Origin of the sequence: Pseudovibrio sp. Ad37 (genome assembly GCF_001623075.1) — a bacterium.
Taxonomy (GTDB): Bacteria; Pseudomonadota; Alphaproteobacteria; order Rhizobiales; family Stappiaceae; genus Pseudovibrio.
Genome location: NZ_LMCF01000223.1, coordinates 86,575 through 108,189, shown reverse-complemented (window position 1 = coordinate 108,189; position 21,615 = coordinate 86,575). Strand labels below are relative to the sequence as shown.

The following is a 21,615-nucleotide window of genomic DNA, read 5'->3' as shown; positions in this document are numbered from 1 at the left end:
GTCAATGGACCCTGCCAAGTTTAATTGACATGGATTGGAATGAGACCTATCACCAAACTATGACCAACCAGAGTTTTCAGCGCGCCAGATCTGCCGAAGCGAAGGCACAGCGCCATAATGATCTTATACGTGCCGCAACTTGCGTGCTTGAGCAGGACGGCGTAGATGGAATGACCTTGCAGGCGATTGCCAGCCGTGCAGGTATCGTGAAATCCAACATTTATCGGTATTTTGAAACGCGGGAAGCCATTCTGGTTGAGTTGCTGCTGCGTGATTTTGTGAAGCTGATTGAAGATCTGGAGCAGGAAGTTCCCGGTGAGATGGCTCCCGCCGATATGGCGAAGCTTCTGGCTGAGATGTTTGCCTCTCGTCAGGTGTTATGTGAGCTGATGAGTGAAATTGCTCCGACAATGGAGAAGAATATCTCCATTGATTGTGTGCGTGATTTCAAACGGGCATTACTGGCTGAGGCTGCTCGGGCAACGAGTGCTTTGCAAAAAGGGTTGCCGTGGCTTGAGGCTGAAGAGGCGATGAGTGTCTTCTTCAGCATTCATGTGTTCGTTGCCGGACTATGGCCAGTGACTAATCCACCGCCAGTTCTGGTGACACTTTACGAGGAGCCAGAATTTGCTCCACTCAAGTACGAATTCGCTCCGGCTTTGTTTGGCATGATCACTGCGCATCTGCTTGGCCTGGAGGCAATGAAAAAACTCAGCGCGTAAACGTTGCGATTGCTTGTTGCAGCTGCTTGATACCGAGCTGAGGGTCGTTTGTGTTTTGTATCTCCACCAGATGCGGTAGTTCCGGCAGGGACAGGTCTGCGCGCCTTAACCGTTGCTCGATATCTTCTGCAGTTTCGCGGCCTCTCATGGAGAGGCGTTGTGCGAGCACGTGGATTGGTGCCGTAATATGTACGACCAGCAGTTTCTCATACTTGCAGACAGCGTCTGCCAAGGCTTTTCGGGAGCCATTTGCGACGGCAATCCCGCCCTTGGCGATGTGATGATCCACGCATTCTGGCAGGGCATAGGTCAGCCCATGGGCTGGCCACGACAATGCTACGCGTCCCTGATCGATAAGCTCTGACATTTGCTCGCGGCAGACTGCTTTGTGCGGTTCTGAACCGGCATCTGTCGGGCGGGTGATCAGGCGGCGGGCGAACATGATGTTCTCATCGCCTTCGCACAATTCCTTATAGCCGTAAATCAGCGTGTCTTTGCCTGCACCGCTCGGCCCTACGACCATGATCAGTGCGCCAGGACCAAGCTTTTTTGCTTGCTCCTGAGCTGTATCCAAAACCGTCACGATAGATCCCCCCTCTCATCCGCCGTGCTAAGCGACGCGATATCCTTCGCGCCAGACACCACGGACGATTGGCACGTCGCCAACCATACGCACCTGTACAAGGTCTGCACGGCGGCCAACTTCCAGTGCACCACGGTCAACAAGGCCAACTGCCTCCGCCGGGATTTTGGTTACCTTTTGTATGGCTTCAGGAATGGAGATGCGCTCGATTTGCTGGGCCAGTAAGAAGGCAGCTTGCAGAAGTGAGACTGGGACGTAATCAGAAGACAGAACGTCCAGATAACCAGCTTCTGCCAATTCACGCGCGGAGATGTTGCCGGAATGAGATTTGCCACGCACTACGTTCGGAGCACCCATCAGCACAGCCATGCCAGCTTCGTGTGAAGCCTTTGCAGCTTCCATGGTAGTGGGGAACTCAGCGACGTTGATGCCAAACTTGTTTGCTTCCTCAACGTGGGCAAGGGTCGCGTCGTCATGGCTGGCCAGCATCATGCCTGCAGCTTTGGCGCGGTCTGCGATCGCAAGGCGGTTCTTATCGGAGTTGCGATCTGCACGGACCTGCATTTGCAGCATGAATTCCTGCATTTGCTTGTCCGAGAAACCTTTCTTGGTTTTGTAGTAAAGCTCGAACTGATCCAGAGAGGTGAACTGGCGTTGTCCTGGCGTGTGATCCATAAGTGAGGCTAATCGAACGCGTGGATCGTCGTTGAACAGTTCAAAGCCTTCCACACAATTGTCGGCGGAAACTTCGCAACGCAGGTGAATGTAGTGGTCAGCGCGCAGGCGGCCTTCCTGCTGGCCGATCTCGATTGCATCGGCCATGGCTCGCATGTCCTGTGCTGTCAGGTCCGCATCATCTTCCATTCCAACGCGCAGGGCATCGAACACGGTGGTGATGCCGGAACAGGCAATCTGCGCGTCGTGGGCCTGAACAGCTGAGACTGCGTTCCATGTGACGCCAGGGCGTGGCTTGTAGTGGTTTTCGAGATGATCGGTATGCAGTTCGACGAGACCGGGGATGAGGTAGTCGCCCTCACAATCCAATGCGTTAGATGTATTGCCGTCGCTTAAATCGCAGATCATGCCATTTTCGACTGCCAATGTGCCTTCCAGCATCTGATCAGGGAGGATCAGTTTTGCGTTGGTGAAGGTCATTGGTGTGTGTGGCTCGACCATTGTTGATGTCTGATGTGGCGCTTCGCCGACTAATACATCGCTCATGCTACTTGTCCTTCCAATGGTCTTATTTCAATGACTTGAAATGGCGCGCCAGCCTCTGGTTCTACGCAGAGGGCGAGGTGCGAAATGGAGATTGGTTGATGAATGACAGGCTTGAAGTGGTCTTCTGCGGCAGCTTGGAGCGCTTTGCGTTCCGCTTCTTCTTCCAGCCGTTTTGACAGGGTCATATGGAAATGGAAATGCTTGAAAATGTAGGGGTAACCCCACTCCAGCATATAGGCATCTTGCTGTGGTGTCAGGTTTGCCTTGCGGCGTCGTTCAATGTCTTGTTCGCTTAAAGGCGCCCGCAGATGATCGAACTGTTTAATGCATTGCGCCGCCAGCCCGTTGAGCTGGTCTGATGGCTGCGTCGGCGTCAGAGCCAGAAATTTGCCGAGGAAATTTGGCGCCAGTCCTTCAATGGTGAAGGCAGATGTTTGTTTAGCGAACGTGCTGAAAGCCGCTTTTGCATCTTCCTGTGATTTGCCTTCCGCCAAATGAAATGGCGGTTTCATAGTGGCGTGGAAGCCATAGCGACGCGCATCTTCGGTAATTGAGTGCAACTGCGCAGGCTTAAACTCGTTCAAGTGTGGGTGCGCGAGGCTGTCATTGGAAAACGCCGAGCGCCCGAGCCATTGGCTCCCTAATTCTGTGAGCTTGGCTGACTGTGGGTGTGTGAAATAGATTGAGTAACGCATATCCAGAATATCCTTAGGCTTCGAATTACCGGGCAAACGGTGCCAGTCCTATGACACCTCAGGCTGGTTCGAAGTGTTCCAGAAACCTTTCCACAGTCATCGATTGAAACAGAGGGAGGCGCTCGAAGATTTTGTCCTCTGGCCAATCCCACCATTTGAGTTTGATCAGTCGATCAGCAGCTTCCTTGGAGAATCTTCGTTTGATCAGTTTAGCCGGAACTCCGCCCACGATGGTGTAGGGTTCCACGTTTTTTGCCACTACTGCGCCTGCTGCGAGGATCGCGCCGTCGCCAATTTTTACGCCGGGTAGCACGGTTACGCCGTGTCCGATCCAAACATCATTGCCGATAGTGACACGCGCAGCTCTGCGGTCAGCAAAGAACTGGTGATCCCGTTCTTTATCTTCCCGGTAGTATTCTGGTGTGTAGGTAAAACGATGTTGGGAAACCCGCTCCAAGGGATGATTGGGAGGACCAAGGCGAACATTGGATGCAATGGCCGTGAACTTGCCGATTGTGGTGTCCGCAACCGTCGAGTTCGGGCCAATGTAGGAGTAGTCGCCGATCTCACAATATTCCAGATAGGTTGGACCAAGCACTTCGCATTGCTTGCCAACTGTAGCCTCTCGATGGGTGACGGTTGAACCGATGACCGTCTCCGCAATTTTGGGGGGCTTTATCATGGAGCGAGTTTCCCTTCTCTGCATACCGCTTTCGGATACGCTTTACGCAGCCGACGCGAATGAAGTTACGTCGATGATCCGGTCTGCAATGGCATCGCGAACGTCATGATCGTGAAGAATACCGACCATTGCCACACCTTGCGTTTTCTTCTCTTCCACCAGCTCAACTACAACGGCTCGGTTTGCTGCATCGAGTGAGGCGGTTGGTTCGTCGAGAAGAAGGATCGGGTAGTGCGCGATGAAACCGCGGGCGATATTGACGCGTTGCTGTTCTCCGCCCGAGAAGGTTGCTGGTGGTAGCTGCCAGAGACGCTCTGGCACATTGAGGCGTGAGAGCAGGTTGCCAGCACGCTCAAACGCTTCGTCTTCTGCAATGCCTTGTGCCATGAGAGGTTCGGCGACCAGCGTGAGGGCAGGGACGCGTGGGATGGCGCGCAGGAACTGTGAGACGTAACCGATTGTGGTTTCGCGTAGGCGGATAATGCGGCGGGGTGTTGCATCGGCCACATTGACGATCTCGTCGCCATCCGTGATCAGGATCTGGCCCTTCTGGCAGCGGTAGTTGGCGTAGATCATTTTCAGGATCGAGCTTTTACCTGATCCTGATGGACCGCCAAGGACTACGCACTCACCTGCTGAAACTGAAAAGTTCACACCGGAGACAACCGGGATTTCCAGACCATCTCGCAGATGCATCTTGAAGGACTTGGCAAGGTCGGAAACAAGCACCTTGGTTTTAGGAGTGTTTGTCATTGTCTTGTCCTTATGGCTGCAAGATGGAGGAGACGAGGAGCTGGGTGTAGCTTTCTTGCGGGTCGTCCAGTACCTGATCTGTTAGTCCGCTTTCGATGACATGACCGTGGCGCATCACCAGAATACGGTGTGAGAGCAGGCGGGCCACTGCGAGATCGTGGGTCACGATGATCACGGAGAGACCAAGGTCAGCAACGAGACCGCGTAGGAGATCCAGCAAGCGTGCCTGAACAGACACATCCAAGCCGCCGGTTGGCTCGTCCATGAAGACCAGTCGTGGGGCAGTGACGAGGTTTCGGGCAATCTGGAGACGCTGACGCATGCCGCCTGAGAATGCGCGTGGGTCATCATCAATGCGGTCTTCTGCGATCTCGACGCGGCCGAGCCAATCGGTGGCGGTGTCGCGGATGTTGCCGTAGTGGCGTGCGCCGACTGCCATGAGGCGTTCACCAACGTTTGCACCTGCAGAAACTGTCATGCGCAGGCCATCTGCCGGGTGCTGGTGGACGAAACCCCAGTCAGTGCGCATGAGCATGCGGCGTTCGGCTTCGCTCATTTCATAAAGGTTGCGCATCTGGCCCATGCGATTGCGGTAGTTGACCGAACCTGAGGTCGGGGTGAGGCGCGTTGCAAGGCAGTTGAGCAGCGTTGTTTTGCCCGAGCCACTCTCGCCCACAATTGCAAGCACCTCACCCGGATAGAGATCGAAGCTGACGTCTTTACAGCCGATGCGGCCACCATAGAGTTTCGTCGTGTTACTGACCTGAAGCAGCGGAAGGTCTTCAGAATTTTGAATATCCAGGGACATTAATCGTTTCCTTCTGCTTCCAGAGGATTGGTTCCAAGGTGACCGACATGACCAACATCGCGGCGTTCCTCGCAGAAATCACTGTCGGAGCACACGAACATGCGATTGCCAGCGTCATCCAGAATGACTTCATCTAGATAGATTTCTTCTGCGCCACAGATTGCGCAGGGTTGTTCGAACTTAGTCACTTCAAATGGATGGTCTTCAAAATCGAGACTTACCACTTTAGTGTGTGGCGGGATGGCGTAGATGCGCTTTTCGCGGCCTGCTCCGAATAACTGAAGCGCTTCCATCTGGTCCATCTTCGGATTGTCGAACTTTGGTGTTGGAGAAGGGTCCATTACATAGCGGTCCTGCACCATGACCGGATAAGCGTAGGCCGTTGCTATGTGACCGAACTTGGCGATGTCCTCGTAGAGCTTTACATGCATGAGGCCATATTCTTCCAGCGCGTGCATCTTGCGGGTCTCGGTTTCGCGTGGTTCCAGAAAGCGGAGTGGTTCAGGGATCGGAACCTGATAGACAAGCACCTGATCCTTTGTGAGATTTTCTTCCGGGATGCGGTGGCGAGTCTGGATGATGCTGGCGTCTTTTGTCTTTGTGGTGGTGTCTACGCCTGTTGTTTCGACAAAGAAGTTGCGTAGGGCGACCGCGTTTGTCGTGTCATCTGAACCCTGATCGATCATCTTCAGGCAATCGTTCTTGCCGATGACTGCCGCAGTCACTTGCACACCGCCGGTTCCCCAACCGTATGGCATTGGCATTTCGCGGGCAGCGAAGGGAACCTGATAGCCAGGGACTGCAATGCCTTTTAGGATTGCGCGGCGGATCATGCGTTTGGTTTGCTCATCCAGATAAGCGAAGTTGTAATGCTCGCCGGAGATGCCTTGTGTTTCAACGCGCTCGGTCATTGTGCTGCCTCCGCTATGAGTTCCTGTTCAGCTGCTTCCCGTTTCTCTTGCCACTCTTTGCGAACCTTGCGGATCAGCTCCAGTTCTGACTGGAAGTCGACGTAGTGTGGCAGTTTGAGGTGCTCTACGAAGCCGGTGGCTTGTACGTTGTCTGAGTGAGACAGAACGAACTCCTGATCTTGTGTCGGGGAGTCTATTTCTTCGCCCAGCTCTTCAGCCCGCAAAGAGCGATCCACGAGCGCCATTGCCATGACTTTGCGTTCTCCCTGCCCGGGGACCAGACCGTAGCCGCGCGTGAACTGTGGCGGTGCAGAAGCGGAGCCCTGAAACTGGTTGATCATCTGACATTCGGTGACTGTCATGGTGCCAAGGGGAACTTCGAAGCCGAGCTCTTCCATAAAGAAGTCAACTTCAACTTCGCCGAGTCTGATTTCGCCTGCAAACGGGTGCGTTCTGCCAAAACCGCGCTGGGTAGAGTAGCCAAGTGCCAGCAGAAAACCTTCGTCACCGCGTGCCAAATTCTGCAAGCGCAGATCACGGTCAGCTGGGAAGGTGAGCGGTTCGCGGGTGATGTCACCTACTGGAGCATCGGGTGCGATTGACTCATCTGGTTCAATCAGGCCTTCCTCATTGAGGAGGTCTGTCACGCGTGGGACGACCTCTTCCTTCTCGAACTCCTGCACTTCCGGTGTTGGAGCTTCGCCATCTGCCGCCAGTTTGAAATCGAGAAGGCGCTGGGTGTAATCGAAGGTTGGGCCGAGTAACTGTCCGCCGGGGAGATCCTTATAAGTCGCGGAAATACGGCGGCGGATCAGCATCTTAGCGGTGCCGATTGGCTTGGAGTACCCAAAGCGTGGTAGGGTGGTTCTGTAAGCGCGCATCAGGAAAGCAGCTTCAATGAGATCGCCACGGGATTGCTTGATACCGAGTGCTGCCAGTTCTGCGTCGTACAGAGAACCCTCTGCCATCACACGGGAGACAGAGAGGTAAAGCTGTTCGGAGACTTGCTTGAGGCTCAGGGATGGCACGCTGGTATCGCCGCGGCGATCCCGTGCCATGAGCTTGTGAGCGTTACGGATGGCTTTCTCGCCACCTTTCACAGCAACATACATGAGTTAAGCCTCCAAACCGGTGATTTTAGTGGAGCGGGGCAGGCCTGCGACCTGACTGGTTCCAGCAAAAATGATGTCGATGCCGAGTGGGTAGAGTGTGCTGTTGTCTTGCATCTGCTGCCAGAACATTGCTGGTGCGGGAGCAATGCTGAACTGCTTCTCGGTTTTGATGCCCGGACCTTTTAACGTGATGCCTTCGTCTTCAGTGAGCTCATCGACCATCAAAACGATCGTAGTTGAGCGGTCTGGATACTCGGCATTGCCAGCTGCAAAGCTTGCGATAGCAGGGAGTAGTTTTGTATCAGAGACCAGCGCAAAAGCAGCCTCTGCCGGGCTTTCAACGAAGGGTGCTGCAGTGTGGAAACGGATGTAATTCTTGACGGTTCCATTGGTTGCCAGCGTAGGATCCAGCCAGAGCGGTGTGTCATAATCGCAAAGTGTCAGCACGAGCGCTGTCGCAGCTACTGACAGTGGAGCAGGGGGGCTGAGTGTGAGAATGTCCAGCTGCTGCACTGTTCCCGGTTGCGCCAGTGCGTTCATGGCGGAGCGGAATACGGACTGGGCGTCGTGGACGGGATCTGCCAGACCCGGAGCTGGCGCTTTGGCGAAGATTGAGGAGGCTGTTTGCGTGCTCATATCATTCTCCCCGGACCATGGTGAAGAAATCAACTTTGGTGGCTGCGACCTCAGCGCGTGTTTCGTTTTCCGCTTGTTCCTGAGTGGTGGCCAGAGGCTGCAGAACCTTCGTCTCAATGAGATCACGGTGTTCCGGTTGCTGCCAGAGCGCGTCTACCAAAGCGGCCTGTAGAACCTTTTGCTTGTCGCGACCAAGAGCTTGACCAAATCCGGTGGTTCCGTCGTCCAGAGCGATGACGCATCGTGTGACGGTTGCCTCGCACATGTTGAAGGGGGCACCTGTGCCACCGGCGCGGCCACGAACCATCACAAATCCGATTTCCGCCGGGCGGATAACGGTATAGTTCGGTTCTAAGCCGAGGTTTTTCCAAGTTTCTGCAAGGTCTTGCGCTGAGGCCTTTGCCAGAATGCCCATGGCACTCTGCCTAGCTGCAATTTCCGGTGATTGCTCTTTGAGCGAACTTGCCGTCATTTCAGCCCCTTTAACTTTCAGGAACACACTGGTTCTCTGGCATTGTGTGGTGACGCCCTGTGGTTTCATCGAGAATTGTGTTTGGGCGCCTGAATTTGGTTGCTAAACTAGAACTAATGTTGTCTAGTTGTATAGACAAATATTTTGCTCGCCAACTGATTAGTGTTGTTTCATGACGAAGGCATGACGAATGCGATGAAATTTGATTTTTCTCCTGTTGAGCGACGTGCGGGCGTTGCCATGTGGAAGCAGATTGCTGAAGTACTGCGCTCTGAGCTTTCTCGAGCTGAGATTTCTGAGGGGGAGAAAATCCCAACAGAACAAGAGCTTGCTCATAGTTTCGAGGTCAACCGCCATACTGTTCGGCGTGCGATTTCCACTCTGATTGAAGAGGGCTTTTTGCGCTCGGATCAAGGACGTGGAACCTTTGTCGCAAAGGCGCCACTGGTCTATCCAATTGGTCCGCGCACACGGTTTTCGGAGAACTTGTCGGGTCAGGCGCAGGAGGTTTATGGGGATATCTTCCGCACGACCAAAGTGGCTGCAGATGCTTACACATCGGAGTTGTTGGAGGTTGAACCGGGCACTGCGTTGTTTAAATGCGAATCCGTAAGTTATGCAGACGGCACGCCGGTTATCGCAGGAACGCGATGGTTTGAGGTCTCTCGTTTTCCCAATCTGCCTTCAGATTTGAATGAGACCAACTCGATCACCAAGATCATGGAGAAGTATGGTTTTGGCGATTATCGGCGTCAGGAAACCCGGATTACGGCAGCGCTTTGTAGTGCGCAGAATGCTGAATTGCTTAAGATTTCCGAGGGGTCGCCTGTGCTTGTGATGGAATCCATCAACGTGATTGCGAGTGGTGAGCCTATACAAATTGGTCGTGCCTATGTGGCTGCTGACCGAATGCACCTAACAGTCAGAAATGACTAGGCGTTTGCTTAGAGCCAGTACTTGGGTGCTTCTACGGCGGCGTTCCAACGTTCCTGAGCTTCCAGCCATGCGTTGTCGGAGCGGGCCTGATGCCAGCCAGCGACAAAGCCGATGACCGTTGAAACCTCGTTGTTTTGCAAGGATTGCGGAAGCTTCATTGCGACCAGACGATCTGCCATGGCAACATCGTTCAGGTAGCCGAAGGTATTTTGTAGGCGTTTCAGGCACTTGAGAAAGATGCACAGGTCTTCTGGTTCATAGAGAGAGCGGAAGAATTCAACCGTATAACGCAGTTTTTTGAGCGCTTTGCGGAGATCGTGTCGTTGCTCAATGGTGAGGTCCTGCAAGTTCTCTGCGCGCTTTTCGCAGGCCTTCCAGCGCTTGGACAATGCGTTTTGGGCGAAAGTTTGAATTGGTAGGTCCAGTTTCCTGAACTCGCTTAGTCCCAAGTTCTCTTTCCAAGCTGAGCTGTGTGCCAGTTCTCCCAGTTGGAGCAGGAAGCTGTTGAGCTTTGGATCGATCAGCTCCTGTCTCAGTTCAACCTGAGCTTCCACATGTGCTAGTTTAATGGCTTCAAAGAGCGGTTCGACTGAGTGCATGTCTGGCAGTAACGGGATAACCGGTGTGATGATATCTTCCACCAGCACATCGATATCTCTTTGATTTCCTGCAGTTGTTGCCAGTTGCTTCGCGGAGATATCCAGCGCTGCGATGGTTTCGTTGCCCGGGAAAGCTGCTTTGTAGATATTGAACGCACTTCGTAATCTACGCAGTCCGACACGTAGTTGATGTGGGCCTTCAGAGATGTTTTGCTGAAGGACGCAAGAACGGTTGGCAACAATCTGGTTGAGGCATTCGCTGAGGATTTTTTGGAAGGCTGAGCCTGCGTTGTCTTCGGGTTCCAACTCTATGTAGTTGGAGTGAAGTGCTTCTGAGGGCAGCTCAGGTGGTTCACCACTTGCCAGTCGATAGCCAATGCCTGCCTTGTTGCTGCTGGAAAACAGAATTGGTCGATCTTTCATGAGTGCGCCTGCCAGTTTGTACAGGCTTTCGACCGGGCCTTCCATCAGCTCCAGCTCTACTTCATGAATTGGATGCACTTTAGAGGTTGTTTTGGCTATGCCAGAATCCAGAGCTACTTCAATCTTCGCACCAGATTTATCTGTATAGTAGGCCAAAGTGCGCGTGATGGAGGTCTCGAACAGGATTCCCCACTGCTTGCCCTCAAGCAGAGATAACAGCTTCTGCTTGATTTCATTATCAGAAATCACATGGAAGTCTGGTTCAATTCCGGCTATGGGCAGTTCCAGCTCAATCCGTTTGGAGAGCCCGGACTGCATGCCGCCGCCTTGCTTGATGGTTTGTAGCCAGTTGGTGCCGTTGTGGCGCGTGCGCAGCGAGATGCGGGCTTTTTTGAGCGTGTGGTCCGGCGTGTCGTAATACACGGAACGGAGACGTTTCACGGATTGCTCACTGACCGCAAAGCCCTTTGGTGGTTTTGCTTTGGCCAGTTGCTCTAGTGTTGTTTCGTCTACAGAAAGCTTAAGCTCAATCTCGTGCATGATTGCCGGGCCACCCTATGCACAGTGTGCGAAGTGGAAGCTTGTTCCATCCCACTCTTGTTGATTTTACGTAGTAAACATCTCGCGAACGTATCCGCCTGTAAAGGGTGCAAAACGTCTATGGGAATTTATCAAAGATATAATCCCCATTTGGCAATGGTATTATGAATTGTGCTCTATTAATGCCCGTTGGTGGGTTATGCAGGCGTTAGCGGATCCTGCTGGAACAGGTAGGCATCAAAGGCCGGATCGTCGACGTCAGATAAATCCATCAGGCGTTTCTTGACGTTCTCAAGGTGTTGCCACATCGCTTGTTTTGCTGCTTGCGGGTCTCTTCGCTTCAGGGCATCGAGGATGTCCTGATGGTCGTTGAGCCACTCTTCGCGGTATGTGTTGTCGAAGATGCGTTCGTGCAGCTTATCCCACATTCTGGAACGGGTGCGCTGTTGCCAGAGGTTTCTGACCATATCGACCAGTACCGAGTTCTGGGTGGCTTCTGCTATGAGCAGGTGGAATTCCTCGTCCGCTTCATATCCGCCGGAGCCTTTTGCCAGGTCTTCGCGTTCACGCTCCAAAGCATCGCGCATGCGCAGGATATCTGCTTTGGTGACCATGGAGGCTGCGAAGGCGGCGATGTTGCTTTCCATAAGCTGGCGTGCCTGAAGGAGCTCAAACGGGCCGATGTCTTCCAGGTTTGAAGTAGGAGTAACTTGCTCTGCATCCGGCAGGCGTACAACGTAAGTGCCTGATCCTTTGCGCACATCAATCAAGCCTTCGATCTCAAGCATGATCATAGCTTCGCGCAGAAGTGAGCGGCTGACGTTCATTTCTTCAGCAATCTGGCGCTCCGGGCACAGGCGGTCTCCAACCTTGAACGTTCCGTTGCCTAACTCTTTGCGCAAGACCTCAGCTACTTCCTGATAGCGGCGACGCTGACCATCCATTTCGCTTATTCTCCCATGCCTGCGCGGTTTGGCGGATTTTCATGATTGCTGCACGCTTAAGATACTAAATAAAGCAGATTTGCAAGCGAGACAAAAGGCCAGAGATTTGCCTTGTTACTCTGGCCTTTCTTATTCCATTAGAAGGCTTATTGGGTCAATGCTTTGATGCGTGTGATCAATGAACCAACTCTCTCAGATTTTTCCGCGGCTTCTGCATGCATTGGCAAAACAGCTTCGATGAATGGTGTTTTATCCACCTCAATGAACTTCACATTAAGTTCGGACTTTGCCTGCTCGATGTGTTTCTTTGTCATCTCATTCCACTGGGCACGATGGAAGTGCATGGAGGACTTGGCAGCATCACGAATTGCTGTTTGTTCGTCTGTGCTTAACGAATTCCAGACCGTGGTTGAAATGACTACGATGGACGGGATCATTGTGTGGCCGTCATCGGAATAAACCTTGGAGACTTCACCATGACGGGCCGTGGTCAGCGCCAGCGGGTTATTCTCTGCGCCATCGACCACGCCCTGCTGAAGTGCGCTGTACAATTCGCCCCAGGATATTGGCGTTGGGCTGCCGCCGAGTAGCTCTACCATGCGGATTGCGGAGGGGGACGGTTGGACGCGAATCTTCACGCCTTTGAGATCAGCTGGTGAGTGGATTTCCTTGTTGGCGTAGAAGGAGCGGGCTCCTTCCACGTAAAAGGTCAGACCAATAAAGCCTTTGTCTGCTGATGCTGCAAGGATGTCGTCGCCGATTGGGCCGCTGAGAACATCGAAATAATGGTTCTCGTCTACGAAGATGTAAGGCAGGTTCAGCGCTGAGTATGACTCTTCAAAGGCTTCCAGCTCGCTGGCGTTGGTTTTGGCCATTGCGAGGGTGCCTTCTTGCACTAACTCCATGGATTCTCTTTGTGTTCCCAGTGCGCCATTGCCGTAGATGCGGATTTTGAGAGAGCCGCCGGTGGCTTCTGCAACTTTGTCTGCCATGTGCTGCATGGAAATGTGCAGAGGGTGCTCTGGTCCCTGATTGTGTCTGAGTTTCAATGTCTTCGCGTAGCTGAATGAAGTTGTTGCAAGCAGAGCTGCACCCAGAACTGTGGCTTTGGCAATCTTTCTCGTAAACATATGCTTCCCCCCGGATGATCGCAGCGAATGTATTCGTGAGATGAAACTATAGAATGCTGAGGCTGCGATATGTAATGGAAAGAATTGGATGGATTCGAGGAGTTGTCAAACCATTTTATATATTGGTTGACCTTATGAAGAGCTATTTGTTTTCCGTCTAACTGAATTATTTCTACTGCATCAGCCTGATAGATGTGATGAAGCATTATTCTTCTAGTTAGCGCTCTTATGATTGGTCGGAGTTCTTCTAAGAAAGAACGGTATTGGTCAACCGAAGGGCGAGAAGATGCAAAAAAGCCCCTGAGTTTGTCTTTCAGGGGCTGGATTGATGACGTCAGTTCATGTTTTTCGGTTTCCAGCGCCGCAGCAACATGGCGTTGGTAACCACCGAGACGGAACTCATGGCCATGGCGGCTCCTGCGATGACAGGGGAGAGCAATCCCAGTGCTGCAAGCGGAATGCCGATGATGTTGTAGATGAAGGCCCAGAACAGGTTTTGTCTGATTTTTCTGAGGGTTGCCTTGGAGATGTCCAGTGCTGCCGGGATCATCTTTGGCTCAGAACGCATGAGTGTGACGCCCGCGGTTTCCAATGCAACATCAGCACCGGAGCCCATTGCGATGCCGAGGTCAGCAGCTGCCAGAGCAGGGGCATCGTTGATGCCGTCGCCAACCATCGCAACTCTATAGCCTTGTTCTTTCAAGTCATTTACGACTTCGTTCTTGCCTTCTGGCTGAACGCGTGCCTGGAATTCGTCAACGCCGACCTGATCCGCGATGTTTTTGGCGGCGAGTTCCGTGTCGCCGGTGATCATGACTGTGCGAATGCCTTGTTTCTTAAGGGATTCTACAGCTTCACGGGCGGAGTCCCGTGCCTGATCAACAAAGGCCAGAACACCGATTGCACGGTCACCCAGAGCGACTGTGACTGCGGTTTTACCTGAGGATTCGTAAGTTTTTACAAGGCCATCACCCATCATGGATGGGGTGACATTCAGGTCTTTCATCAGGGCTGCGTTGCCGATGGAGATCTGCTGTCCGGTGAGCTCTGCAATCAGGCCTTTGCCGGGGATAGCCTTGATGGAGCGTGGGCGGGTGAGCTTGAGGTTACGCTCTTCTGCTGCGCGGATAAGTGCGCTGGCGAGTGGGTGTTCGCTGCCCAGTTGGATGCTGGCTGCGATTGTCAGCAGGCGGTCGTCATTGCGGTCAAATGCCTGAGCATCTGTCAGAACTGGCTTGCCGACGGTCAGCGTGCCGGTTTTATCAAAGAGGATCGTATCGACTTTGTGGGCGCGTTCCAGCGCTTCGATATCGCGGATAAGTATGCCAGCCTTCGCAGCCGCACCGGTGCCTGCGACAAGTGCTGTCGGGGTAGCAAGTCCCAGTGCGCATGGGCAGGCGATGACGAGGACGGCGACGGATGCGCTGACGGCTGTTGTGACGTCGCCGGAGTAAAGCATCCAACCAGCGAAGGTTGCGAGGGCGATCAGCACAATAACGGGAACAAAAATAGCTGCGACTTTGTCGACTAATTTTTGCAGCGGTGCCTTGGAGGCCTGTGCGCCTTCAACAAGGCGGATAATCTGAGCTAAGCGTGTTGATTCACCAAGGGCGGTGGTGCGGACAAAAATTGCACCTGCTCCGTTGATTGTTCCAGTGGTTACCTGATCACCCTTGTTTTTGTGCACGGGGAGGTTCTCACCGGTGAGCATAGATTCATCCAGCTCGCTTTCACCCTCTTCAATCAAGCCATCGGTTGGAACGCACTCGCCCGGTTTGATAACTATGTAATCACCGAGGCGCAGATCTGAGATGCCGACGGGGATAATCTTGTCGCCGACGATCTTGTTGGCCGTGGTTGGTCGCAGGGCGATCAGAGAGCGAACTGCTGCTGAGGTGGAGCGTTTCGCCCGTATTTCCAGATACTTACCCATCAGAATGAGGGTGAGAATGACGGCGGATGCTTCAAAATAGAGGTCTGTTGCCTGCGCCTGTGTGGCGAAGAAGACGTTATAAACGCTGTACAGATAAGCGGCGGATGTGCCGAGCGAGACGAGGACATCCATGTTGGCGCCGCCATGGCGCAGCGCTGCAAACGCACCCTTGTAGAATCGCGCACCGACGAAAAGTTGGATTGGCGTTGCTAATGCAAACTGCAGTACGCCAGAGAGCTCGAATTGCAAGCCAAACGCCATCAAAGCCATTGGAATGACTAGCGGAATCGCAAGAAGCGTTGATAGCGCGAAAAGTTGAAAGGTTTTGCGTTCTTCTGCGTCGCTATGTGCTTCGCGCTCTTCAAAAGCCTTCTTTGCTGCCTCTGCCTCGTCCCGGCGCTCCTTTGCCTCAAAACCAGCTGTTGAGACCACGTCCACCAGATCATTTGCGGCGACCTGAGGCAGGTGTTCCACCTCTGCCATTTCAAGTGCGAAATTGACCGTGGCTTTGACCACACCTTCGGTTGCCTGGAGAGACTTTTCCAAGCGAGATGCGCAACCTGCACATGTCATTCCGGTGATGTCGAGTTTGACGGTTTGGGCTGCAGAGGCTGAGGGTGCGTTCATCAGAGCTATCTTCGGTTGCCGAGTTCAGACCATCAGGACTTATTACCATCGGTGAGGGCAGGTCAAGAGGTTGTAGAGAGGCGGAGTACGCAAGCCCCCTTATGTGATGTAGTCGTGTTGTGATCCTGATCGAAGCCGAGACCACAACCTGATTATTTTTGTAGGGAACACATAGGTTTCTACTCTGTTTGCTCCATCCTTCGCCCTTCGGTGCGGAAAGGCGCTCTGTGGATAGTCACGTAATGGGAACGAGCGGTGTCCGCTCAAAGGCTATGCCAGCAGGAGTGAGATGATCTGTGTGATCTCTTTTGATGGGGTTGGCAGGCTGGCGCATTCCAGGATGAGGGATTTTCCGGTTGGTTGCCATTGGGTGAAAGGGGCTTTGAGGTCACCTTTCTTCAGGGACGGTTCGACAAGAGCTTTGTGACCCATGAGGATGCCTGCACCGTTTTTCGCTTCTTCCATTGCGATGGCATAGAGGGAATAGTTTGGTCCGTCGCTCAAGCCGTTCAGAGTTGGTGCATTTGTGTTGGCCCAGACCTGCCAGTCGTCTGCCCAGATCACATCGTGGAGGAAGGTTTCTGTCTCAAGGTCCTGCGGTTTTTTCAGGCCGTTTGCTGTTGCTGGCGAGCAGACCGGGGTGATGAGGTCCTCTGCGATGATACGTTCTTGAGCCGTGCCTTTGGGTTTACCGATGAAGATGGAGAGATCGTAGATCTCGCGGTCCAGGTTGGGCGGCGTTTCCAGTGCGATGACGGAGATGTTGGTGTCTGGCAAAGCCTCTCTGATTTTGGGCAGGCGCGGGGAGAGCCAGAGTTGGGCGACACTTGGCAGGGCAGCAATGTGAATGGTTTTGCGGCTGGTTTTGGCTCGTAATTGCCGGACAGCGTTGCCCAGTTGATCGAAGGCCTTAGAGAAGTGCGGGGCGATGTCCTGTCCCAGCTCTGTCAGGTGGACGCCTTGAGAGCGGCGCTCGAACAGGTCTGCGCCAACCCATTCCTCCAATGCCTTGATGTGCTGGGAGACAGCGCCTGCGGTGACGCTCAGTTCTTCTGCTGCATTGGCAAAACCGCCGAGGCGGGCGGCAGCTTCGAATGCACGAAGGGCGTTGAGAGGTGGCCCTTTGGGGCGGGAGGGAGAGACTGACATGGCTTAGCCTTAGTTTTTCTAGGCCAATAATTACATATTCTGGTTTGCGCTCTCAAGCGTTCTGTCCGCACACTCCTCTCAACAATTGGGAGGTTGTGATGGTTTTAGCGAAACGAAATTGGGTTCCGGCTCATTGTGAAGCACTGGTGCAGGAAGTTGCGCAACGTACGCAAGCGCAGAGCTCTACAGCCCTTCTGGGGCGACTGGATGCGCTGGCTTCTCAAAACAGGGAAATCCATGAGGAGCAATGCTTCAATTTGAATCCGGCAACGAATGTGATGAACCCAAGGGCTGAGGCGTTTCTGGCCTCTGGCATTGGTTCTCGTCCATCTCTTGGCTACCCCGGTGATAAGTACGAGATGGGGTTGGAGGCTATTGAAGAGATTGAGGTGATTGCGGCTGAGCTGAGTGCAGAAGTGTTTGACGCGCAGTATGCGGAGATCCGTGTGCCGTCTGGAGCCATCGCCAATCTTTATGGGTTTATGGCGATCTGTCAGCCGGGTGATACGATCATTGCGCCGCCAGCCTCGATTGGGGGGCATGTGACACACCATATTGCCGGATGTGCAGGGCTTTATGGTTTGCGCACTGTGCCTGCTCCGGTGAATGCGGATGGCTATACCATTGATGTGGAGGGGCTTCGTGAGCTTGCTAAAGCGGAAAAGCCGAAGCTGATCACAGTTGGATCCAGCCTCAACCTCTTTGAGCATCCTGTGCGGGCTATTCGTGAGATTGCGGATGAGGTGGGTGCGAAGGTGATGTTTGATGCGGCGCATCAATGCGGGATTATTGCTGGCAAAGCCTGGGCGAACCCGTTGGAAGAGGGCGCTCATTTTATGACCATGAGCACCTACAAGAGCCTGGGCGGGCCTGCGGGCGGTCTGATTGTCTCCAATCATGCTGAGTTAATTGAGCGGATGGATGCCATCGCGTTTCCGGGGATGACTGCCAACTTTGATGCGGCGAAGTCTGCCGCGCTGGCGGTGACCATGCTGGATTGGCGGGACTATGGGCAAGTGTATGCTGCTGAGATGATTGCCCTTTCAAAAGCACTGGCGCAGGAGCTCGATGCACAGGGCATTCCCGTGTTTGCCAAGGCGCAGGGCTTTACGCAGTCACATCAGTTTGCTGTTGAAGCGGCTTCCTTCGGCGGAGGACAGACGGCCTCCAAGAAACTCCGTAAGGCTGGTTTCCTTGCCTGTGGCATCGGATTACCGATTGCTGAGGTTGAGGGAGACATGAACGGGCTGCGTATCGGGACGCCTGAGCTGGTGCGCTGGGGTATTGGTACCAGCCATGCGAATGAGATGGCGCGATTGATTGCAGCTGCTTTGTGCTCTGACCAGCCCGAGCGGTATCTGCCTCAGGTTTCTGCATGGCGTCAGCAGTTCAAGAAACTGCATTATGTGATAGCCGAAGAGCCGGTGTCAGCCTAGCAGCTGTTTGCTTGAGAGCGTGTCCGCCAGGAGGTCGAAGACCAGGCGGATGCGTTTTGAGGTGTGCAGTTTGCGGTGGGTTGCCAGCCAGAAGGGCACGACGAATGGCTCAAAGCTTGGCAGTACCTGTTCGATTTCCGGGAACATTTCCGCGATCTCCTTGATCATGACGATGATGCCGAGATCGTTTCTGACCAGTTGCCACCCCACCAGCCCGCTTGCGGTTGTCAGTTTGAAATTGCTTTCTGTGAATGGCAGGCCTGACTCTGTGAAGTACTTGAGGAACTTGTCTGGCCTATCGAAGGCGATGAACTCGTGGTTTGCCATGTCATTGGCCGATTGTGGACGGCCCTTGCGGTTCAGATAGGTTTTGCTGGCGTAGAAGTGTGCGGTGGTCTCTCTTACCAGCCTTGCAGTCAGGTCTGGCTGCTCCGGGCGAACATGGCGGATGGCGATGTCTGCTTCGCGTTGCTGTAAATCACTGACGGAGTTGGTGGCGATGATCTCCACGTGAATGCCGGGTGCGATCTCGCGCAATTGCTTCAAGATTGGCGTGAGGAGGAAGGCAGAAGCGGTGTCACTTGCGCTGATGCAGACGGTTCCGTCAATCTCCTGAGATTGGCCGGAAGCTGCCAGTGAGATGCGGTTGGCGGCCTCTCCCATGGATTTCACATGCTCCAGCAGCTCAAAACCTGCTTGCGTGAGGGAGAGTGAGCGGCCAACACGCTCGAACAACGTCACGCCGAGCGCTTCTTCCAGAGCGGAGACCTGTCTGCCCAATGTGGGTTGGGTGAGGCCAAGGGCTCTTGCCGCAGCCGAAAGGGAGCCTTCCTCTGCTGTGACAAGGAAAGCACGAGCCTGATTCCAGTCGAATGAGACGCTCTGCCAATTCATGCATATTTGTATACCTCAACTGCGAATTTTGGCAATTTGTTTTGATAATATGCATGGGTACACTGCAGGAAATGGAGGGTTTCCAATGGCGAATTCCGCAGGATTTTGGGATAAACATGCGCCGGGTTATGTGGCGCGACCAATGAGAGATGTTGCTTCCTATGAGAAGGCAATGGATCGTGTCCGTTCTTATCTCGCACCGGAGCAAGAGGTGTTGGAGCTGGGGTGTGGCAGTGGGGCGACGGCGATGCTTTTAGCCAAGCATGTCAAGCACGTGACCGCTAGCGATATTTCCGGAAAGATGATTGAGTTTGGGCGTGAAAAAGCGTGGGACGACGGCATTGAGAATGTAAGTTTTGTACATTCTTCAGCAGATGGTCCTGCCCTTGATGGCAAGACCAATGATGTGGTGATGGCGTATAACGTTATTCATCTGATCAAAGGCCCGGCTGATGCAATCAATCAGGTACAGCGACTTGTGAAGCCGGGGGGATTGCTCATTTCAAAGACGCCATGTTTGGGCGATTCCGCGTTTTACTGGCGCTGGCTGATCAATGTGATGCGCCTTGTTGGGTACGCGCCTTATGTGACCTACTTCAAGCAGGTGGAATTGGGGCGCAAGATTGAGCAGGCAGGTTTCAAGATTGTTGAGACTGGCAACTATCCGGCGACTCCCATGGGGCGTTTCATAGTTGCGCGTAAGGTGTAAGGCCGTTTACAGGTCTACACGGGCAAACAAACCGTGGTGGTCGGAGCCGTAGTAAGGGCGGAGAAAGGTCTTTCCGCCCTTTGGTGCGAGGACGTGGTCAATGCGCATGGCATAGGTGCCTTTGAAGAGGAAGCTTGCTTCAAATGGACCGGCCAATTGGGTGTCCGTGGCGTCGGCGTATTCATCCAGATTATGCGACCACGGGACCATGTTAAAATCGCCAGCAATCATCTTCAGTCCATCCAGCTCTGATAAGATCGAGATGATTTTCCCAGCTTGTGTCTCTTGAGGAAACGGCCATGGCCAGTGCTGATGGATAGACACCACCCAGAGCGGTCCCTCTGAGCTTTGGATGTGCAGTGCTGCTATGCCGAGGCCGATCTCACAGCGATAAGCATCAGAAGCAAGAGGGAGGCGTGAGAGCACAGCGACTGCACCGACGGCAGTAAACGGACAAACGATGTGGTAGGGATACTGCTTCTTGAGTGAGTTGATGAGGGGAAGATGCCTTTTGTGCACTTCCTGAAGCGTGATCACATCTGGCTTCAGCATGAGGATGTCATTTAGGATGTCTGAGCGATCTCCCGGGCGGAAACTCAGGTTCTTTTGATAGACCGCCAGATCGTAATTCTCTGGGACGCGCACTCCCTGATAAGCCCACAATACTGTTGCGCTGCTGATTATTGCGACCAAAAAACCGATGATCATCAACTTGGGCTGGCGGTAGCTAAAGAGAGTGAGAATAGCGAGTAAGACGGCCAGAGGCAGCCGAAGAACAGACAAGCTGTCACCGATCGGATGTATAATTCCCAGGAAAGATATGAGGAGTAAGCTTGTTACTCCAATTATTGAGTTGCGCAGGAACATGACAATCTTCGTTCATGGGGTTAGAAGGCGCGAACCTGCTATGTATAGTCGAAACTATGTTCATTATTTGACAGCGCAATCATTTGGCGGAAAGCCTAGGTTTTTTGAGGATTTGTCGTTGGTATGTGAGGGGGCGTGAATTAACGACGCAATGTAAAAAAAATGCCACGCCACTTATGAATGGCGCAGCATCAGCATTTGAATACGTGAGTGGCTGTTACGTCAGGATTTGTCTTCATGATGAACGGTGATGTGCCCACGACAAGTACCGTCAGAGAACACGCCTATAATCGGATTTTCACCGACCAGACCTGAGGCAAACATTTGCACTTCGACAGGAGGGGCATCTGTGCTGTCGTCGAAGACGATTTCGTAGGTGTTTGAGATTGTGAAGATACCTTCGCCAACAACACCATCAGTTTCTGCGATGAGAACGCCATCGTTATCGTCAGAAGCTGTCTGATCCTGACTTGCGTCGGCTTTGTCATCTTTGTGAGTTGCTGTAAAACCACTGGAGTAACGGGTTTTGCAGGTGCCGTCATCCGGAGATCCGTCGGCAAGAGACAGGTCAGAGAATTCGACTTTGGGTTGGCCTGTGTCGTTATTGTCGGCCAAGACTGGTGAGATGAAAAGAGCCAGTGCACCAAGGCCAGCTATGATAGCAGTTGTTTTCTTCATTTTTGCGCCTGCTTTGATCGGGAAAAGTTTACATTTGTAGCTTTGAGTCCTCGCGGACGCGTAGAGCTTAATGAGTGCACTCTTAATGAAGCTGCGCGTACGCGCGAGTGCGTTGTTTTAAAGGGAATGCAAGCTGAAGTGGTTGCCTGAGAGTT

General features: G+C 53.3%; 22 protein-coding genes. 4 read left to right on the top strand and 18 right to left on the bottom strand.

Going from position 1 to position 21,615, the window contains the following annotated elements; genetic code table 11:
• The first annotated feature begins 59 nt into the window (after positions 1-59).
• Positions 60-722, top strand: a complete 663-nt coding sequence (locus PsAD37_RS26320; protein WP_063298601.1) for a TetR/AcrR family transcriptional regulator — start codon at positions 60-62, stop codon at positions 720-722.
• On the opposite strand, the gene phnN is transcribed toward PsAD37_RS26320, so the two are convergent.
• From phnN to phnG, 10 genes are read right to left on the bottom strand one after another with little or no spacing between them, the layout of a single operon-like run.
• Positions 712-1,305 (bottom strand): phosphonate metabolism protein/1,5-bisphosphokinase (PRPP-forming) PhnN, encoded by a 594-nt coding sequence (gene phnN, locus PsAD37_RS26315; RefSeq protein WP_063298600.1) that lies wholly within the window; start codon positions 1,303-1,305, stop codon positions 712-714. The genes PsAD37_RS26320 and phnN overlap by 11 nt on opposite strands.
• Positions 1,306-1,332: 27 nt before the next feature.
• Positions 1,333-2,481: an alpha-D-ribose 1-methylphosphonate 5-triphosphate diphosphatase gene (locus PsAD37_RS26310; protein ID WP_063298683.1), complete on the bottom strand. Its 1,149-nt coding sequence runs from the start codon at positions 2,479-2,481 to the stop codon at positions 1,333-1,335.
• A gap of 41 nt (positions 2,482-2,522) precedes the next feature.
• Positions 2,523-3,221: a DUF1045 domain-containing protein gene (locus PsAD37_RS26305; RefSeq protein WP_063298599.1), complete on the bottom strand. Its 699-nt coding sequence runs from the start codon at positions 3,219-3,221 to the stop codon at positions 2,523-2,525.
• A gap of 58 nt (positions 3,222-3,279) precedes the next feature.
• Positions 3,280-3,903 carry a DapH/DapD/GlmU-related protein gene (locus tag PsAD37_RS26300; protein ID WP_193778337.1) on the bottom strand — a complete coding sequence of 208 codons (624 nt, stop codon included), beginning with the start codon at positions 3,901-3,903 and terminating at the stop codon, positions 3,280-3,282.
• A gap of 42 nt (positions 3,904-3,945) precedes the next feature.
• The gene (gene phnL, locus PsAD37_RS26295) at positions 3,946-4,656 is read right to left on the bottom strand and encodes a phosphonate C-P lyase system protein PhnL (RefSeq protein WP_063298597.1); all 711 of its coding nucleotides are present in this window, start codon (positions 4,654-4,656) and stop codon (positions 3,946-3,948) included.
• Positions 4,657-4,666: 10 nt separating this feature from the next.
• Positions 4,667-5,464, bottom strand: coding sequence for a phosphonate C-P lyase system protein PhnK (gene phnK / locus PsAD37_RS26290; RefSeq protein ID WP_063298596.1), 798 nt, complete (start codon positions 5,462-5,464; stop codon positions 4,667-4,669).
• Positions 5,464-6,375 carry an alpha-D-ribose 1-methylphosphonate 5-phosphate C-P-lyase PhnJ gene (locus PsAD37_RS26285; protein WP_063298595.1) on the bottom strand — a complete coding sequence of 304 codons (912 nt, stop codon included), beginning with the start codon at positions 6,373-6,375 and terminating at the stop codon, positions 5,464-5,466. Before PsAD37_RS26285 ends, phnK begins: the two co-directional genes overlap by 1 nt.
• Positions 6,372-7,487, bottom strand: coding sequence for a carbon-phosphorus lyase complex subunit PhnI (locus PsAD37_RS26280; RefSeq protein ID WP_063298594.1), 1,116 nt, complete (start codon positions 7,485-7,487; stop codon positions 6,372-6,374). The genes PsAD37_RS26285 and PsAD37_RS26280 overlap by 4 nt, the downstream gene beginning before the upstream one ends.
• Positions 7,488-7,490: 3 nt before the next feature.
• A complete protein-coding gene (gene phnH / locus PsAD37_RS26275) occupies positions 7,491-8,123 on the bottom strand; it encodes a phosphonate C-P lyase system protein PhnH (RefSeq protein WP_063298593.1) in 633 nt (210 codons plus the stop codon).
• A gap of 1 nt (position 8,124) precedes the next feature.
• The gene (gene phnG, locus PsAD37_RS26270; protein ID WP_063298682.1) at positions 8,125-8,595 is read right to left on the bottom strand and encodes a phosphonate C-P lyase system protein PhnG; all 471 of its coding nucleotides are present in this window, start codon (positions 8,593-8,595) and stop codon (positions 8,125-8,127) included.
• Between the two features lie 195 nt (positions 8,596-8,790).
• Here phnG and phnF point away from each other — a divergent pair, with 195 nt between their 5' ends.
• Entirely contained in the window at positions 8,791-9,531 is a 741-nt protein-coding gene (phnF, locus tag PsAD37_RS26265) for a phosphonate metabolism transcriptional regulator PhnF (protein ID WP_208992104.1), read from the top strand.
• A gap of 8 nt (positions 9,532-9,539) precedes the next feature.
• Here phnF and PsAD37_RS26260 read toward each other — a convergent pair whose 3' ends face one another.
• The 5 genes from PsAD37_RS26260 to PsAD37_RS26240 form a co-directional block, all read right to left on the bottom strand.
• On the bottom strand, positions 9,540-11,093 hold the full coding sequence (locus PsAD37_RS26260) for a CYTH and CHAD domain-containing protein (RefSeq protein ID WP_063298591.1): 1,554 nt from the start codon (positions 11,091-11,093) through the stop codon (positions 9,540-9,542).
• Between the two features lie 197 nt (positions 11,094-11,290).
• On the bottom strand, positions 11,291-12,037 hold the full coding sequence (locus tag PsAD37_RS26255) for an FCD domain-containing protein (protein ID WP_063298590.1): 747 nt from the start codon (positions 12,035-12,037) through the stop codon (positions 11,291-11,293).
• Between the two features lie 146 nt (positions 12,038-12,183).
• Complete coding sequence (locus PsAD37_RS26250; RefSeq protein ID WP_063298589.1) at positions 12,184-13,167, bottom strand: TRAP transporter substrate-binding protein; 984 nt, start codon at positions 13,165-13,167, stop codon at positions 12,184-12,186.
• A 334-nt stretch (positions 13,168-13,501) separates the two neighbouring features.
• Positions 13,502-15,727 (bottom strand): cation-translocating P-type ATPase, encoded by a 2,226-nt coding sequence (locus PsAD37_RS26245; RefSeq protein ID WP_063298588.1) that lies wholly within the window; start codon positions 15,725-15,727, stop codon positions 13,502-13,504.
• Between the two features lie 270 nt (positions 15,728-15,997).
• A complete protein-coding gene (locus tag PsAD37_RS26240) occupies positions 15,998-16,876 on the bottom strand; it encodes a LysR family transcriptional regulator (RefSeq protein WP_063298587.1) in 879 nt (292 codons plus the stop codon).
• Between the two features lie 98 nt (positions 16,877-16,974).
• Here PsAD37_RS26240 and glyA point away from each other — a divergent pair, with 98 nt between their 5' ends.
• Complete coding sequence (glyA, locus tag PsAD37_RS26235; protein WP_063298586.1) at positions 16,975-18,312, top strand: serine hydroxymethyltransferase; 1,338 nt, start codon at positions 16,975-16,977, stop codon at positions 18,310-18,312.
• Here glyA and PsAD37_RS26230 read toward each other — a convergent pair.
• Positions 18,304-19,206: a LysR family transcriptional regulator gene (locus PsAD37_RS26230; RefSeq protein WP_063298585.1), complete on the bottom strand. Its 903-nt coding sequence runs from the start codon at positions 19,204-19,206 to the stop codon at positions 18,304-18,306. The genes glyA and PsAD37_RS26230 overlap by 9 nt on opposite strands.
• Before the next feature lie 85 nt (positions 19,207-19,291).
• Here PsAD37_RS26230 and PsAD37_RS26225 point away from each other — a divergent pair, with 85 nt between their 5' ends.
• Positions 19,292-19,915, top strand: coding sequence for a class I SAM-dependent methyltransferase (locus PsAD37_RS26225; RefSeq protein WP_063298584.1), 624 nt, complete (start codon positions 19,292-19,294; stop codon positions 19,913-19,915).
• Between the two features lie 6 nt (positions 19,916-19,921).
• On the opposite strand, the gene PsAD37_RS26220 is transcribed toward PsAD37_RS26225, so the two are convergent.
• On the bottom strand, positions 19,922-20,698 hold the full coding sequence (locus PsAD37_RS26220; RefSeq protein ID WP_208992102.1) for an endonuclease/exonuclease/phosphatase family protein: 777 nt from the start codon (positions 20,696-20,698) through the stop codon (positions 19,922-19,924).
• 306 nt (positions 20,699-21,004) lie between these two features.
• The gene (locus tag PsAD37_RS26215; RefSeq protein ID WP_063298582.1) at positions 21,005-21,460 is read right to left on the bottom strand and encodes a hypothetical protein; all 456 of its coding nucleotides are present in this window, start codon (positions 21,458-21,460) and stop codon (positions 21,005-21,007) included.
• Positions 21,461-21,615: the final 155 nt, after the last annotated feature.